The 15,656-nt window shown below is 32.7% G+C and carries 15 protein-coding genes; 7 read left to right on the forward strand and 8 right to left on the reverse strand.

Going from position 1 to position 15,656, the window contains the following annotated elements; all coding sequences use genetic code 11:
- Positions 1-25 precede the first annotated feature (25 nt).
- The 3 genes from OLM53_RS03085 (at position 26) to OLM53_RS03095 (ending at position 3,827) form a co-directional block, all read left to right on the forward strand.
- A complete protein-coding gene (locus tag OLM53_RS03085; RefSeq protein ID WP_264522413.1) occupies positions 26-1,654 on the forward strand; it encodes an acyl-CoA carboxylase subunit beta in 1,629 nt (542 codons plus the stop codon).
- 49 nt (positions 1,655-1,703) lie between these two features.
- Entirely contained in the window at positions 1,704-3,320 is a 1,617-nt protein-coding gene (locus OLM53_RS03090) for a M1 family metallopeptidase (RefSeq protein ID WP_264521595.1), read from the forward strand.
- A gap of 81 nt (positions 3,321-3,401) precedes the next feature.
- A complete protein-coding gene (locus OLM53_RS03095) occupies positions 3,402-3,827 on the forward strand; it encodes a DoxX family protein (protein WP_264521596.1) in 426 nt (141 codons plus the stop codon).
- Between the two features lie 46 nt (positions 3,828-3,873).
- Here the strand turns inward: OLM53_RS03095 and OLM53_RS03100 are convergent, their stop codons facing one another.
- Both OLM53_RS03100 and OLM53_RS03105 read right to left on the reverse strand, forming a co-directional pair.
- Positions 3,874-4,914 carry an AMP-binding protein gene (locus OLM53_RS03100; protein ID WP_264521597.1) on the reverse strand — a complete coding sequence of 347 codons (1,041 nt, stop codon included), beginning with the start codon at positions 4,912-4,914 and terminating at the stop codon, positions 3,874-3,876.
- Complete coding sequence (locus OLM53_RS03105) at positions 4,907-5,863, reverse strand: CPBP family intramembrane glutamic endopeptidase (protein WP_264521598.1); 957 nt, start codon at positions 5,861-5,863, stop codon at positions 4,907-4,909. Before OLM53_RS03105 ends, OLM53_RS03100 begins: the two co-directional genes overlap by 8 nt.
- 70 nt (positions 5,864-5,933) lie before the next feature.
- On the opposite strand from OLM53_RS03105, the gene OLM53_RS03110 reads away from it, so the two are divergent.
- Together OLM53_RS03110 and OLM53_RS03115 are read left to right on the forward strand one after the other, a co-directional pair.
- Positions 5,934-6,275, forward strand: coding sequence for an ArsC/Spx/MgsR family protein (locus OLM53_RS03110; protein ID WP_264521599.1), 342 nt, complete (start codon positions 5,934-5,936; stop codon positions 6,273-6,275).
- A gap of 88 nt (positions 6,276-6,363) precedes the next feature.
- On the forward strand, positions 6,364-8,865 hold the full coding sequence (locus tag OLM53_RS03115) for a TonB-dependent receptor domain-containing protein (RefSeq protein WP_264521600.1): 2,502 nt from the start codon (positions 6,364-6,366) through the stop codon (positions 8,863-8,865).
- A 54-nt stretch (positions 8,866-8,919) separates the two neighbouring features.
- Here the strand turns inward: OLM53_RS03115 and OLM53_RS03120 are convergent, their stop codons facing one another.
- Positions 8,920-9,093 carry a hypothetical protein gene (locus tag OLM53_RS03120; RefSeq protein WP_264521601.1) on the reverse strand — a complete coding sequence of 58 codons (174 nt, stop codon included), beginning with the start codon at positions 9,091-9,093 and terminating at the stop codon, positions 8,920-8,922.
- Between the two features lie 262 nt (positions 9,094-9,355).
- Here OLM53_RS03120 and fumC point away from each other — a divergent pair, with 262 nt between their 5' ends.
- Positions 9,356-10,753 (forward strand): class II fumarate hydratase, encoded by a 1,398-nt coding sequence (gene fumC, locus OLM53_RS03125; protein WP_264521602.1) that lies wholly within the window; start codon positions 9,356-9,358, stop codon positions 10,751-10,753.
- Between the two features lie 96 nt (positions 10,754-10,849).
- Here the strand turns inward: fumC and OLM53_RS03130 are convergent, their stop codons facing one another.
- From OLM53_RS03130 to OLM53_RS03145, 4 genes are all read right to left on the reverse strand, one after another.
- Positions 10,850-11,350, reverse strand: coding sequence for a CAP domain-containing protein (locus OLM53_RS03130; RefSeq protein WP_264521603.1), 501 nt, complete (start codon positions 11,348-11,350; stop codon positions 10,850-10,852).
- 270 nt (positions 11,351-11,620) lie between these two features.
- Positions 11,621-12,265, reverse strand: a complete 645-nt coding sequence (gene pdxH / locus OLM53_RS03135; RefSeq protein WP_264521604.1) for a pyridoxamine 5'-phosphate oxidase — start codon at positions 12,263-12,265, stop codon at positions 11,621-11,623.
- 38 nt (positions 12,266-12,303) lie between these two features.
- Positions 12,304-13,212, reverse strand: a complete 909-nt coding sequence (locus OLM53_RS03140) for a ribonuclease Z (RefSeq protein ID WP_264521605.1) — start codon at positions 13,210-13,212, stop codon at positions 12,304-12,306.
- Positions 13,213-13,258: 46 nt separating this feature from the next.
- Complete coding sequence (locus tag OLM53_RS03145; RefSeq protein ID WP_264521606.1) at positions 13,259-13,591, reverse strand: ribonuclease Z; 333 nt, start codon at positions 13,589-13,591, stop codon at positions 13,259-13,261.
- Between the two features lie 297 nt (positions 13,592-13,888).
- Here OLM53_RS03145 and OLM53_RS03150 point away from each other — a divergent pair, with 297 nt between their 5' ends.
- Entirely contained in the window at positions 13,889-14,248 is a 360-nt protein-coding gene (locus OLM53_RS03150) for a hypothetical protein (protein WP_264521607.1), read from the forward strand.
- A gap of 92 nt (positions 14,249-14,340) precedes the next feature.
- Here the strand turns inward: OLM53_RS03150 and OLM53_RS03155 are convergent, their stop codons facing one another.
- A complete protein-coding gene (locus tag OLM53_RS03155; RefSeq protein ID WP_264521608.1) occupies positions 14,341-15,651 on the reverse strand; it encodes a tetratricopeptide repeat protein in 1,311 nt (436 codons plus the stop codon).
- Positions 15,652-15,656: the final 5 nt, after the last annotated feature.

Consider the following 15,656-nt stretch of genomic DNA (forward strand, 5'->3'; position numbering starts at 1 on the left):
ATACTTAAAAGCACCTTTAACTACTATGGACATTAACTTCAATAAGAACGAGGATCATAACAAACTTTTACTAACTGATTTAAAACAACGCTTTGCTAAAGTTAGAGTTGGCGGTGGAGAGAAACGAATAGAAAAATTACATGCCGAAGGTAAAATGACAGCTCGAGAGAGAATAGACTATCTGCTTGATGCTAAAGCAAAAAGTGTAGAAATAGGAGCTTTTGTTGGGGACGGAATGTACAAAGAACATGGTGGTTGCCCTTCTGGTGGAGTTGTAGTGAAAATGGGATACATCAAAGGAAAACAATGCATTGTTGTGGCCAATGATGCTACAGTAAAAGCTGGCGCTTGGTTTCCTATTACAGCCAAAAAGAATCTTCGCGCTCAGGAGATTGCCATGGAAAATCGATTGCCGATTATTTATTTAGTCGATTCTGCTGGAGTTTATTTGCCAATGCAAGATGAAATTTTTCCAGATAAAGAACACTTTGGACGTATATTTAGAAACAATGCTATAATGAGTAGCATGGGAATTACTCAAATTGCAGCAGTTATGGGCAGTTGTGTTGCTGGAGGAGCGTATCTTCCTATTATGAGTGATGAAGCCATGATTGTAGATAAAACGGGAAGTATTTTCTTGGCTGGAAGTTATTTAGTAAAAGCAGCTATTGGTGAAAATATTGATAATGAAACATTGGGTGGAGCCACAACACATTGCGAAATTTCAGGTGTGACTGATTATAAAGCAAAAGATGATAAAGATGCTCTAGATCGAATTAAAAGTATCGTTGGAAAAATTGGGGATTATGAAAAAGCCGGTTTCAACAGAGAAGCTTCTCAAAAACCAGCCTTAGAAGAAAAAGATATTTATGGAATTCTGCCAAAATCGCGTAGTGACCAATACGATATGATGGAAATTATAAAACGTCTTGTCGATAATTCAGAAATGGACATGTACAAACCCGATTATGGACAATCTATCATCACCTGCTATGCTCGTATTGACGGATGGGCTGTGGGAATTGTGGCCAATCAAAGAACGGTTTCTAAAACCAAAAAAGGAGAAATCCAATTTGGGGGAGTAATTTATTCCAACTCTGCTGATAAAGCCACACGATTTATTGCCAATTGTAATCAAAAGAAAATCCCATTAGTATTTGTTCAAGATGTTACTGGATTTATGGTGGGGTCTAAATCAGAACATGGTGGAATCATTAAAGATGGTGCCAAAATGGTAAATGCTGTTTCTAATTCGGTGGTACCAAAATTCACAGTAATAGTTGGGAATTCCTATGGTGCCGGAAACTATGCTATGTGTGGAAAAGCTTATGACCCTCGGTTAATATTTGCCTGGCCAAGTGCGGAACTAGCCGTTATGGGAGGAACTCAAGCTGCTAAAGTATTAGCACAAATCGAAGCTTCATCGCTAAAAGCTAAAGGCGAAACCGTTGACGAAAAAGTAGAACAAGAATTATTTGACAAAATCAAAGCACGGTATGATGCCCAAGTTTCTCCCTATTACGCTGCAGCAAGATTGTGGACTGATGCCATCATTGATCCTTTAGAAACTCGTACCTGGATTTCTATGGGAATAGAAGCAGCAAACCACTCCCCTATTGAAAAGAAATTTAATTTGGGTGTTATTCAGGTGTAACAAAGCTAAAACCCATTCTACTAACTCCTAAGATTTTATAGTCATAATAATGAAAAAAACACACTACATTTTCCTTGCTTTAATTAGTTTCCAATTCATTTCATCTCAAGAAACTTTTACCCGAAAAGACTCTCTTCAAGGTGGTTTAAGACCGGAGCGCACCTCTTATGACGTATTGCATTATGATTTGAATATCAAAGTCAATATTGATGACAAATCGGTTTCAGGTTATAATGATATTTCCTTTAAAGTTGCTTCAAATACGACTAAAATTCAAGTCGATTTATTTGAAAACATGCAAATCGATTCTATAATTTATAACACTAAAAAACTAGATTACAAAAGAGAATTTGACGCTGTTTTTATCAATTTCCCATCAGGCTTAAAAACTGGGGCCAATGAAAAAATACGTTTTTACTATTCGGGGAAACCCATAATTGCCAAGAGAGCTCCATGGGATGGTGGATTTGTATTTACTAAAGATGGCCAAGAAAAACCTTGGGTTGGTGTTGCCTGTCAAGGAACTGGAGCTAGTTTATGGTATCCTGTAAAAGATTCTCAAAGCGATGAGCCTGATTTTGGAGCCACTATAAAAGTAGCCGTTCCCAATGGGTTGATGGATGTTTCCAATGGAAGACTGACGGGAAGTGAAGATTTAAAAAATGGTTATACACGTTGGGATTGGGAAGTCAAAAATCCTATAAACACCTACTCCATAAATGTCAGTATTGGCGATTATGTTCATATCCATGAAAACTATAAAGGTTTAGATTTAGATTACTATGTTTTACGAGAAAATGAAGCCAAAGCCAGAGTTCATTTTGAAGAAGTGAAACCTATGATGGATTGTTTTCAAAGTAAGTTTGGTCCCTATCCTTTTGCCAATGATGGATACAAATTAGTAGAAACTCCTTATTTAGGTATGGAACATCAAAGTGCTGTTGCCTACGGTAATAAATATCTACAAGGCTACCTTGGTATGGATCGTTCTTTTACTGGAATTGGATTACTATTTGACTACATAACCATACACGAAAGTGGTCACGAATGGTTTGGTAACAACATCACTTCAAAAGATTCCGCTGATATGTGGATTCATGAAGGATTTACAACCTACACGGAAGCTGTTTATGTAGAATGCCAATTTGGTTATGAAAAAGGGCAACAATACATCAATGGATTAAAAAGAAATATTGAAAATCTAAAACCTATCATTGGACCGTTTGGCGTCAATAAAGAAGGAGCAACAGATATGTATGAAAAAGGAGCGTTGTTCTTGAATACATTGCGACATGTTGTAAATAATGATGACAAATGGTGGAAAACATTCTTAAAGTATTCTGAGACATTCCACAATAAAATTATCGATACGGAAACTGTAGTTGCTTTTTTTAATAAAGAAACAGGATTAAAGCTAAACCCTATTTTTGACCAATATCTAAGACATGCCAATATTCCTGTATTAGAACTAAAAATAAATAACGGAAAATTACAATATCGTTGGAAATTAGACGAGAAAAGTTTTTCTATGCCTGTGGGGATAAAAATTAAAGGAAAAGATACCATAATAACTCCAACTATAAAATGGACAACCTCAAAATTAAAGATAAAATCCATAGAAGAAATAGAAGTTAAAACCAATGATTTTTACATCAATGTTAATTAAGTCGTACATAATTTTTTTATCCAAATAACACGTATTTAACTTAAAATTAGTAACTTAGTTTAAATTTTAAACTTTGTTATTATGGATACTTCAGTAAAAGGCTTGAATAAATGGGCCAACTCCCATTCTACATTATGGTTCGATGCAGGAAGAATTACATTAGGTTTATTTTTAATTTATAAAGGTGGTTATTTCATAAGCAACAACAGAGGATTTGAAGATGTCATTGCTCCTATTAGTAACTTTCTTGGAGGCATGTTAACCTTTCATTATATAGCTGCTGCTCATATTATGGGAGGAATTATGATTACTTTTGGACTACTTACTCGTTGGGCTTTGATTGCTCAGTTGCCCATACTTATTGGTGCTGTTTTACTCAATTTTATTGGCGAAATGAATGTGATGAATTTGTTAATAGCAACAATAACTTTAGGTTTTAGTATTTTTTACACTATCTATGGTAGCGGAAAACACTCGGCAGATTATTATTTTAAAATGGAAAAATAAAATACATTATATAAAAAAAAGTCCCTACACAATAGGGACGATTTTTTTATATCATGGTTTCTTTCCTTAAAACTTTACCAGAAGCAGTTTCTTTAAAATTAGAAATGAAAATAATTTCTTTTGGCTTTTCATATTTATCTAAGCCTTCATAAAGAGTGTTATCAAAATCTTGCTTTTCACCTTCAATAACTAAAATCACTTTTTCACCTAATTCAGCATCAGGTTTGGAAGTAATAAAAAATCGTTGGTGTATTTTATTGGCTAACTTATTTTCGATTTGCTCAGGAATTAGTTTTATTCCTCCACTATTGATGACATTATCCATCCTTCCTAGGAAAATGAATTGATTTTCATTTAGCAATTCTACAATATCATTGGTTATAATTACTTCGGGAGAAATTCTGGGTGCATGTATCGCTAAACAATTTCTATCATCATAAGAAATGGTAACATTTGGTAAAACAGTAAACGCTTTTTCTCCTAATTTTCTAGCAGCAATATGTGTTATGGTTTCGGTCATACCGTAAGTTTCATAAACCTCCGTTGGCAATTTTAGCAATTGCTTTTCCAATGCTTTACTAACTGCAGCTCCACCAACTATCAATTTCTTTACTTTTTTTAATTCTGATAAAGAATTTTGAGCTTGTAACGGAACCATAGCCACGAAATCAAAATTGATCTCATTATTTTTCATGGGATGTGAACTTGGAGCTACAAATTCTAAGTCGAGTCCCAAAATCATGGCGCGAACTAACATCATTTTCCCTGCTACATATTTTACTGGCAAACATTGTAATGCTCTATTTCCTGGATGAATATCAAAAAAATCACCTGTTGCTATGGCAGAATCTACCATAGCCTGTTTACTCACAGATATTGTTTTAGGATCTCCTGTTGTTCCAGAAGTTTCCATTTGGATGTAAGTTTTACTGTCAAACCAATCTAATAGAAAATTACCTACAGGCTTCTCAAAATCTTCTCCTTCTTTAATAAAACTGTAGGCAACACGACACAAATCTTCTCTGTCGAGATGAAAGCCATTCAATTTGAACTGATTGTGTACATTTTCGTAGGTTGGATTACTCATTATTTTCTAGATTTTGTGTAGGTTCAGAATATTTAATTTCAATGGTTCCAGTAAGTTTTTCCTTCCAGTTAGACCAATGATATTTTTTACTAAAGATAAATAATAGCAGCGGAAAAATAACGAAAACCGGAATCAAAATTTCAAAGCCTGTTGAAGGGGAAGAAACATCTTTAAAAACAGAATTCGTTTGAAAAGCTGACCAATCAGATGTTACTAATAATGCTGTAATTAAATTATTGGCGGCATGAAACCCGAGAGCCAGCTCCATTCCTTCATCCATTAATGTAATTATACCCAGAAAAAAACCTGTTCCAATGTAATATACTAAAATGATATACCCCATTTTCTCTACTTCTGGATTAGCAATATGCATAGAACCAAAAATTACAGAAGTCATAATTAAAGGAAACCAGCGGTTCTTTGCTAAAACTGCAAAACCTTGCATTAAATACCCACGAAAAACATATTCTTCTGTACTGGTTTGAATTGGAATTAAAAGGGTTCCTATAATTGCTAAAATTAAAAACGGAATAGGTTTAAAATTATAAACAAAATCAGATGGATTATTATAATACATTGCCAATGTTGAGCCTGCAGTAAATAAACCCCAAAGTGAAAAGGAAAATATAATTCTTTTCCAATCTACTTTTTTTCTAGAGGTTGTAACCGATAATAAGGTTTGTTTATGAAAATACTTTATGACTAAAATGATCGCAATAAAAGCAACGACAAAGGAAAATAACAATAAAAAAAGGGTGATATTTAGATTTAAAAAAGTCATCATTCCCGTTTCTGTTGTTGGAAATGGTTTCCCTGATTTGAAAGATTTTATAGCAACTGCAACTACCCAAGGTATTTGACCCAAAGTAGCAGCGAGAAATATTATTAATGATCCAACTAAATAACGCCAAAATTTATTTTGTGGTAAAAAGCCATTTTCTAAAAACATAGGGTTCATTTTTGTTTCGCCTAAATTAACTTTTTTCTATTAAAAATATATATTACTTTGTAAAAAAAAGATGTTGCAAATACTTCATAATCCAAGATGCGGAAAATCAAGGAATTGTTTAGTTTTTCTAAAGAATTCTAATAAACAATTTGAAATTATTGATTATCTAAAAAATCCTCTTACCATAAATGAAATAGAGGTATTACTTAAAAAACTCAATCTCAAAACGATAGCAATCGTTCGTCAAAAGGAAACCATTTGGATTGAAAATTACAAAGACAAATCCATGTCTGATTCGGATATAATAATAGCTTTGGCAAAGCATCCCATTTTAATCGAAAGACCTATTGTCATTGATGGAGATAAAGCAATAATTGGTAGAGAAATAGACAAATTAGAAAGTTTTATCTAACCTAAACATTTGTTATTTAACAAAGATTTGGGAAATGAAGTTTCAACCAAAACGTACTTTTGCGACATTAATCTAGAAAAAATTTCTGATGAAAAAATTTCAACTCTTAGTTACTTTACTCTTTACTTTCAATAGTTTTTTACTATTTTCTCAACAAAGACCTGAACGAGCTAAAATCATTATAACAGGAAAAGTGATTGAAAAAACTAGTAAACTTCCTCTTGAGTATGCTACGATTACTCTAAAAAACAATAAAAATCCTAAATTAGTTTTTGGTGGAATAACGGATAACAAGGGAGATTATTCTGTTGAAATTATTCCAGGAGTTTATGATGTAACATTAGAATTCATTTCATTTAAACCTACTGTTTTATCTAAAAAACAATTTTCTGGAAACACCAATATGGGGACTACAGCTTTAGATGAAGATGCTACTCAATTGACAGAAGTAGTAGTCAAAACGGAAAAAGCAGCTGTTGAAATCAAGTTGGATAAGAAAGTCTACAACGTTGGACAAGATTTAACGGCAAGAGGAGGAACAGCAAGTGATGTTCTTGATAATGTGCCTTCTGTATCCGTAGATGGTGATGGAAATGTAAGTTTGAGAGGGAATAGCAATGTAAAAATATTCATTGATGGAAGACCTTCAACAGCTATTAATATTGCCGATGCTTTAAAATCAATTCCTGCCGATGCCTTAGATAAAATTGAAGTTATTTCAAATCCTTCTGCCCGATATGATGCTGAAGGGGGTGGTGGAATTATCAATATCGTTTTGAAAAAAGGGAAAAATCTAGGAGTTAATGGAACTATTGCTGCTACTGCAGGAGATCCAAAAAACTATAGCTTAGTTGGAACATTTAATTACAAAACGAAAAACTTTAATCTTTTCACTAATCTCGGAATAAACGATAGTAAATCAAAAGGAAAAGGAATTAACAATACTCAATATTTTGATACTAACGGAGCATTAACCAAAACCATTGACGAAAACATCAATCGAGAAAATGCTAGAAAAGGTTTTAATTATGGATTTGGAACCGATTGGTATTTAGACCCATCAATTACATGGACCAATTCATTTTCATACAGAAAAGCTAACGGGTCAAGTCCTATTTATGATGATTTATACAATAATGAAACTAATAACGTATTCTATCAAAATAGATTTACAGATCAGTTCACCAAAACGGAAGACATAGAATACAATTCTATTTTTTCTAAACAATTCAAAAAAGACGGACACAATCTTACGCTATTATTCACAACTTCAAAAAATTTAGATAACGATTACGCAACAATTACTAATAGTTATACTGGAGCTATAAGCGATTTATTAATTGAGTCTACCAATAATTTACAAACACAAGGCAAAAATCTACTACAAGCTGATTATACATTACCTATCGGTAAAGAAAGTAGGTTTGAAGCGGGATACAAAGGAGATTTCAATACATTATTAACGAAATATAATGTTGGAAGTCTTGATAGTTTTGGCAATTATACTCCATATACTAGTTACACAAATACTTTTGATTACAAAGAAAAGTTCAATGCTTTATACACTCAATTTGGGTCAAAATTTAAAAAGTTATCCTATCAATTCGGTGTTCGTTATGAAGATTCTAATATTGACATCAATTTGCTAACAACCAATGATTTCAAAAACAAAAAATACCATAACTTTTTTCCAAGTGCCTTCTTGAATTATGAGGTTGATGACAATACTAATATCTCTTTAAATTATAGTAAAAGAATTTCAAGACCACGTTACCGATTCTTATCCCCATTCTCCAACTATTCTAGTAATATCAATTTATTTGTTGGAAACACTGACATCAATCCTTCTTTAACGGATGCTGTAGAGCTTAGCGTATTGAAAAAAATCGGAAAAACTATTATTACTTCAACTTTGTATTACAACAAGACAAATGCTCCTTTTCAATTTATAAGAAGACCCAATGGCGACGTCGTGACTTCTACAGTTAATGGACAAACAGTTGTAACTCCAGTAACAATATCAACTCCAGTAAATTTAGACACTGATATCAGAGTTGGTTTTGAATTTAACATAAACTACTCCCCAATTAAATGGTGGAAATTGAATGGTAATTTTAATATTTTCAAAAGCAAACTAAAAGGCGATTATCAATACCAATTAAATGGCTCTCCAACCGTAATATATCAAACTACTGATATAGCAGCAGGTAGTTGGTTTGCTAAACTAAATTCAAGAATTACGCTTCCTTATAAAATTGAGTTTCAAACCAACGCCACCTATAACGCTCCACAAAATACGACACAAGGAAGCACACTCGGAATCTTAGCAGCCAATCTTGGTTTTAGTAAAGATGTCTTAAAAGATAAAGCCACTATAACTTTGAATATAAACGATGTTTTCAATTCCAGAAAAAGAATATCAGAAACTAATATTCCAAGTCTGAGTTCCTACAACGAAATGCAAATGAGAGTGAGACAAATTAACTTAACTTTTGTGTATCGCTTTAATGTTCAGAAAAACGAAAAAGAGAAAGACAAAAGACCAAAAGGAAATCAAGACAATAATGATAACGGAGATTTCCCAGGATAACAACAATAAAAAAGCCCCGAAATTCGGGGCTTTTTCATAAACAAATAGACTAAACTATGCTGTTTGCTCGGCTTCTTTTTTAGCTCTTCTTTCTTGTAGAAATTCTCTCATTCCTCCAAAAATCCAATAAGGAACTATGAAAGTGATTAAGAACATCATTAACCAAAAACCAATGGTTAAAATGGTTAAGAAAGCTAAGAAACCTAAATACTGTTGAAATTCAAACATGTTTTCCGGAATTTTTTGAATTATACGCAAATGTAAGCCGAATAATTCTCCTATCCAAAAACAAAATCAATTTTTATTAACTAGTTTTTATCCGTAAATTTGGGCTGGATTTTAGGAGCCAATTCCCGCTATCCGTTGCAATCTTTTTATTGTTCAGGATGTAAATTGCAAATGACGAACACTTTACAGAAAACAATAAAAAGGATTTCCACTGCTATCGGGGCTAGATTTAAAACTACTTATTAACATATAATAATACACAATGGAATACAGAATAGAAAAAGACACAATGGGTGAAGTTAAAGTCCCAGCCGATAAATATTGGGGTGCCCAAACGGAACGTTCTAGAAATAACTTTAAAATTGGGCCATCGGCCTCAATGCCTAAAGAAATTATAGAAGGTTTTGCTTATTTAAAAAAAGCTGCTGCATATGCTAATTGTGACTTAGGAGTGCTTTCAACTGAAAAACGCGATGCCATTGCCACTGTTTGCGATGAAATCCTTGCTGGTAAATTAGCCGATGAATTTCCATTGGTAATTTGGCAAACGGGTTCAGGAACGCAAAGCAACATGAACGTGAATGAAGTAATTGCTAATCGAGCTCAAGTGTTAGCTGGATTTAAAATTGGCGAAGGCGAACAACTAGTAAAAGCCAATGATGATGTAAACAAATCGCAATCATCAAATGACACCTTCCCTACTGGAATGCACATTGCTTGTTATAAAGCTGCTGTTGAAACCACCTTACCTGGAGTAGAAAAACTTCGTGATACTTTGGATGCAAAATCTAAAGAATTCATGAATGTGGTAAAAATTGGAAGAACCCACTTGATGGATGCTACACCTCTTACCTTAGGTCAAGAAATTTCAGGATATGTAGCTCAATTAAATTACGGAATTAAAGCCTTAAAAAACACTTTAGCTCACTTATCAGAAGTTGCCCTTGGCGGAACTGCTGTTGGAACTGGATTAAACACACCAGCAGGTTATGATGTAAAAGTTGCCGAATATATTGCCAAATTCACAGGTCATCCGTTTGTAACTGCACCTAATAAATTCGAAGCTTTAGCTTCGCACGATGCCATTGTGGAAAGTCATGGCGCTTTGAAACAATTAGCCGTTTCCTTGAATAAAATTGCCAATGATATTAGAATGTTAGCTTCTGGTCCACGTTCTGGTATTGGAGAAATCCTAATCCCTGAAAATGAACCAGGATCATCCATTATGCCAGGAAAAGTAAATCCAACACAATGTGAAGCTTTGACTATGGTTTGCGCTCAAGTTATTGGGAATGATGTTGCGATTTCAGTTGGTGGCATGCAAGGCCATTACGAATTAAACGTCTTTAAACCAGTGATGGCAGCTAACTTTTTGCAATCGGCTCGTTTACTTGGAGATGCTTGTGTTTCCTTTGAAGAGCATTGCGCTAGTGGTATTGAACCTAATTATACTAGAATAAAAGAGTTAGTAGATAATTCTTTGATGCTTGTAACAGCTTTAAATACTAAGATTGGTTACTATAAGTCTGCTGAAATAGCCCAAACAGCTCATAAAAACGGAACCACTTTAAAAGAGGAAGCTGTTCGATTAGGGTATGTTTCTGCTGATGATTTTGATGCCTGGGTGAAACCAGAAGATATGGTAGGAAGTTTAAAATAATTAAATAAAAAAACCCACTTTAGTTAGTGGGTTTTCCGATCTGTCAAAATCAAACAAAACAATAATCAAACTATTTTTCTTTTGTACAGTATGTCATTATTTTTTCTTAATGAACATATTTGTGTAATATTTTTTTCCTGTTGTAGGATCTATGGAAACTGATATACCTATGTGAGTGTAATCACCTTCTATGTTGGCTTTGTGAGCTGAACTATTCATCCAAGCACTGAAAGCACTTTCTGCGTTTTGGTAATTGTAGGCGATGTTCTCGGCTACTCTTGTAGCTCCTAATACAGCAATAAGATTGTCTGATCTTTGTTGGAAATAATCGTGGTTCACCACTTTATTATCAATCATGTAAATATTGTGCTCTTCTGATTTGTAAGAGATGTGATTGATTACTTCTAGAGCATTCAATCCAATACTTTGACGGTGATTGTTGATAAGCGTGATTAGTTTTAATTCGGTGTCATTATAGTTGTAAGTAGTTACAACTTTATTGGCAGTTGAATTATCTTCTGAAGAGTTAGAAGAACAAGAAACCATAGTGAACACGATTGCTAACGGCAACAATGCTCTAAACATTTTTGCTTTCATAGTAGTAGGTTAAGTTTTTAATAAAGTAGATGTGGGGCAAACACTTTATTTAGTTAATATTGACAGAACGTATTGTTTGATTTGGTTAGACAATACTACTACTTTTACCGTTTAAATAGCAAATAAAATCGATTAAATACACTTTATTGTGTTTATAATAAGAATATTTCCTACTTTATTGCATTTCGTCGATGATAAATTATAGTTTGTTTAAAACAAAAAAACCATTCAAAAAGAATGGTTTACTATAAAATGTTATATTATGTAACTTTATGGAGAAAGTCGGTCAATTTTCCAATTGAAGTCATCTTGTAATTTATATCTTATTCTATCATGCAATCTATTAGGCCTTCCTTGCCAAAATTCTACTTCTAAAGGTCGAACTAAAAAACCACCCCAATTAATAGGACGAGGAATTTCTTTACCCTCATATAGTTTTTCGAGTTCTTTTAATTTAGCATCTAAATAGTCTCTTGAGGGGATGATATCGCTTTGAGGGGAAACAATTGCACCAAGCTTACTTCCATCGGGTCTAGATTCAAAGTATGCATCAGAAATGGCATTCGAAGTTTTCTCTGCAATACCTTTAATAATGACTTGTCGTTCCATACTATGCCAAAAAAAAGAAAGACAAATATTAGGATTGTTGAGAATAGCTTTCCCTTTTTCGGAATTATAATTGGTATAAAAAATAAAACCATCCTCATTAAATTTCTTAAGCAGTACCACTCTCGATTTTGGAAAACCATCCAAACCAATAGTAGCGACTGTCATAGCATTAACCTCATCTACTCCACCCGATTCTTTGGTTTCATAAAACCATCGGTGAAATAAATTGATTGGGTCTTCTGGAATAGTACTTTCCAAAAGTTGACTTTTTTCATAGGACTTTCTATAGTTGCTTAAATCTTCCATTGTTTAGATATATAATTGCAAATTTAAAGAGTTTATAGTTATTCAAATTCAAAAACTTTACCATCATCCGCAAGAAGTGCATTTGGAAAAATAGTTTGAGCTTCTTGTTGAAACAAATTAATATTAGCATAACGAGTACTATAATGTCCTAAAATCAATTGCTTAACATTTGCTTTCTTGGCAATCACTGCGGCTTGTTTTGCGGTGCTATGCATGGTTGATTCGGCTTTTTCAGCTTCCGATTCTAAAAAAGTGGTTTCATGATATAGTACATCACAATTTTCGATTAATGGAATTACCGTTTCGTCATACATAGTATCGCTACAAAAAGCATAACTTTTGGGTTGAATTGGATCAAAAGTAATTGCAGCATTTGGTATCAAAGTACCATTATCAAGTGTAATATCACTTCCATTTTTAATTTTCTGAAAATAACAAGCTTCTATTTTGTACTTATTAACTTCATCAATATTAAGTTTCCTATCTCCTATCTTTTCCTGAAAAAGAAAACCATTCGTATATACTCTATGTTTTAAAGGAATTGTTTTTACCAATACTTTTTCATCTTCATAAATAATGATACTTTCAGTAGAAGTCAATTCGTGAAAAAATAAATTATATCCAGTAAAAGAATTAGAAAAACGCAATTGCAATAGAATAATCTCTTTAATGCCTTTTGGACCATATACATGTAAATCCATTTGTCGATTGAGCAACATAAAAGTTGAAATCAAACCCACCAAACCATAAAAATGGTCACCATGCAAATGGGAAATAAAGATGTGATTAATTTTAGAAAACTTGAGTTTGTTTTTACGTAACTGAACTTGAGTTCCCTCTCCGCAATCTATTAAGAACATTCTATTCCTAATTTCTAATATTTGTGAAGTTGGATTAGTAATGGATCGTGGAGTTGCGGCATAACAGCCCAATATGGTTAACTTCATTATTTAGTTTACAGTTATAAAATTTAGAGTGCGTTGAAAGGTTATTTTAAAAACCTAAATCACGTTCTATTTCTTCCATCTCTATAATATCATGTGCTTCAAGCTGAGTAGGTACTACAATGAGTTGGGAAGGAACATCATTAAAATTAATGGAATCGGTAACTAATATAATTGACTTTTTACTCTCCTTATGCTTATTAGACATGTCAAGGAACAGTTTAATATCATTCATCGTTACCTCTTTATCATGAGATAAATCGATAATTAAGTTTTGAGATTTATAGCTAGCGTATTCATGATTTAGTTTTTGAAAAAACTCTGCGGAACTACATTGTGTGTTTCTAATAGTAGTAGTATGTCCTTTTTGCTCGACTTTCATTTTGACAGAATAAAATATTATGAGGCTAATTTACTAAGATTTTGTCACTATTTGGTCATTTGTTGTTACGATAATCTTTCTGATGATGTAGTTCATAGAAAATTATGGTTTTTCATCGATGAAATACCTCTTTTTTTAACATTTTATAGATGAACTGCACAAAAAAAACGCTGAAAACCCCCGAATTCATTGAATTTGTCGATTAAACGACTTTTAAGGTTAGTTATCGAAAATATTTCCATCCGTTGAGGTGTTGCAGTAGTTTTGAATCAGAAATAACAACAAAACCAAAATATTATGACAACAGCTAATAACAACAGAACTCAAACAAACATCAAATTATTTGTTGCATTCTTATTATTAGTAGTATCATCAACTGGAGCATTTGCTCAAACTAACACTACAAGTGTTGTTGCAACTACTTCAACTCAGGTTTCTGTTTCTAAAGATACTACAACTGTTATCGCTACTGATAACGCTGTTGCTTCTTCAATGGATTTCGCAGTTTGGTTTATGGGTTCTAAAAAAACTTCAAACAATACATCAAACGGAACATTCAGCAAAAAACAATTAATTAATTCTGGTATCAATACAAACAGTGTATTAATCAGATCTTTCTTGAAAAAAGTTTCTACTCAAGAAAACGGTGTTGCATAATTATTTTTTAATATAATTTGGTTAGTTTAGGAAATAAAAAGTCCCGATTTTAGGTCGGGACTTTTTTATTATATTTAATTATTGATTCTTATTTACATTTTAGCTTTAAGCTCTTTAACCTTATCAGTCATTTCAAGTGCTTTATAAACGCCTAATAATGTTTTCTTAGCAGCATCATTATCCCCTTTCAATTCGACTGCTTTTTCAAGATAAGGCAATACCGATCTAAAATTCTTGTCTCTTTCCCCTTTTAAAACTTCAAACCTTTTGTTGTCCTTTTCTGAAGTGCCTAACTTATTCATTTCAGTAACAAGTTTAGTGTCTGCTCTCAGTTTTAATTCCGCCAAATTTAAATTAGCATCAAAATAATTGGGATTTATTTCTAACGCTCTTCTATAATATTTTTCCGCTTCGTCAAGTTTGTTAGCATTACCACTAATAACCCCTAAGTTATATACTAAATCAACATTATTAGGTTCTTTGGCTAATGCTTCATTCACTAACTTAGTGTAGGTATCAAAATCGTTAACTTTCAAATACAAATCTGCTTCTGTCAATACTAAGGAGCTATCATTTGGGTTTTCTTTTTTTGCTTCAGCTACAGCAGCTTTAGCTTCGTTTATTTTACCTTTATCGACTAATATTAAGGCAATATTTTTATAAATTTCACCTCGTTTAGATTCTAACTTTTCATCTCTTGGCTTCTCATGAGTACCTGTTTTTACAAAAACATCTCTTTCATTTTTAGTATTAAAAGTTTCTTCTTTTTTAGATGCTTTATTGGTAGCCCAATATACCGTTCCCTCTCCAGAATAATTTAATACTTTTAATTGATTGTAATAATCTAATGCTTTATCATAATCTAATGCATTAACAGCATAACTAGCCGCATAAAATAATTTGTCTTGATCTTTTTTATCCAATTGATATAAGGCGTACAAAACATCTGCTGCTTCTTTATATTTTTTGGCTTCACCAAAACTAATAGCTGTACTAAAAAGAATAGGTTTTAAGACCGCCACATCATTTTCAATATCATCTGTTAAAATCTTTTTACCTGTTTTTTTCTCATACGCTAAAGTTGCACTTGATGCTTCTGCATACTCAGAAATAGTATTTGGTAAAAGAAATTTTGATAATTGAGCTGGACTAGGATTTGGTCCTAACAATGCCATTTCAATTCCTGAGGTATTTGCTTTATAAAAATTATAATAAACCTTGTCACCTTCTTCTGTGGCAAGAGGCGCTAGTTTATCCAAATTTGCTTTATATTCAACTAAATCGTTTGCTGAAGGAGTTTCTTTGTCATAAATTTTTTTTAATTTTTTTAACTCATCTTTTTGCGCAAAAGACGAAACAGAAACTAATACTGCCGAAGCAAGCATAATGTGTTTAATTCTCATTTTTT

It is taken from the genome of Flavobacterium sp. N1994, from assembly GCF_025947145.1.
Classification (GTDB): Bacteria; Bacteroidota; Bacteroidia; order Flavobacteriales; family Flavobacteriaceae; genus Flavobacterium.

Excerpts from the sequence above, each read along its gene's own strand:
- OLM53_RS03085 (WP_264522413.1), top strand. The coding sequence starts at position 26 with ATGGACATTAACTTCAATAAGAACGAGGATCATAACAAACTTTTACTA.
- OLM53_RS03090 (WP_264521595.1), top strand. The coding sequence starts at position 1,704 with ATGAAAAAAACACACTACATTTTCCTTGCTTTAATTAGTTTCCAATTC.
- OLM53_RS03095 (WP_264521596.1), top strand. The coding sequence starts at position 3,402 with ATGGATACTTCAGTAAAAGGCTTGAATAAATGGGCCAACTCCCATTCT.
- OLM53_RS03100 (WP_264521597.1), bottom strand. The coding sequence starts at position 4,914 with ATGAGTAATCCAACCTACGAAAATGTACACAATCAGTTCAAATTGAAT.
- OLM53_RS03105 (WP_264521598.1), bottom strand. The coding sequence starts at position 5,863 with ATGTTTTTAGAAAATGGCTTTTTACCACAAAATAAATTTTGGCGTTAT.
- OLM53_RS03110 (WP_264521599.1), top strand. The coding sequence starts at position 5,934 with ATGTTGCAAATACTTCATAATCCAAGATGCGGAAAATCAAGGAATTGT.
- OLM53_RS03115 (WP_264521600.1), top strand. The coding sequence starts at position 6,364 with ATGAAAAAATTTCAACTCTTAGTTACTTTACTCTTTACTTTCAATAGT.
- OLM53_RS03120 (WP_264521601.1), bottom strand. The coding sequence starts at position 9,093 with ATGTTTGAATTTCAACAGTATTTAGGTTTCTTAGCTTTCTTAACCATT.
- fumC (WP_264521602.1), top strand. The coding sequence starts at position 9,356 with ATGGAATACAGAATAGAAAAAGACACAATGGGTGAAGTTAAAGTCCCA.
- OLM53_RS03130 (WP_264521603.1), bottom strand. The coding sequence starts at position 11,350 with ATGAAAGCAAAAATGTTTAGAGCATTGTTGCCGTTAGCAATCGTGTTC.
- pdxH (WP_264521604.1), bottom strand. The coding sequence starts at position 12,265 with ATGGAAGATTTAAGCAACTATAGAAAGTCCTATGAAAAAAGTCAACTT.
- OLM53_RS03140 (WP_264521605.1), bottom strand. The coding sequence starts at position 13,212 with ATGAAGTTAACCATATTGGGCTGTTATGCCGCAACTCCACGATCCATT.
- OLM53_RS03145 (WP_264521606.1), bottom strand. The coding sequence starts at position 13,591 with ATGAAAGTCGAGCAAAAAGGACATACTACTACTATTAGAAACACACAA.
- OLM53_RS03150 (WP_264521607.1), top strand. The coding sequence starts at position 13,889 with ATGACAACAGCTAATAACAACAGAACTCAAACAAACATCAAATTATTT.
- OLM53_RS03155 (WP_264521608.1), bottom strand. The coding sequence starts at position 15,651 with ATGAGAATTAAACACATTATGCTTGCTTCGGCAGTATTAGTTTCTGTT.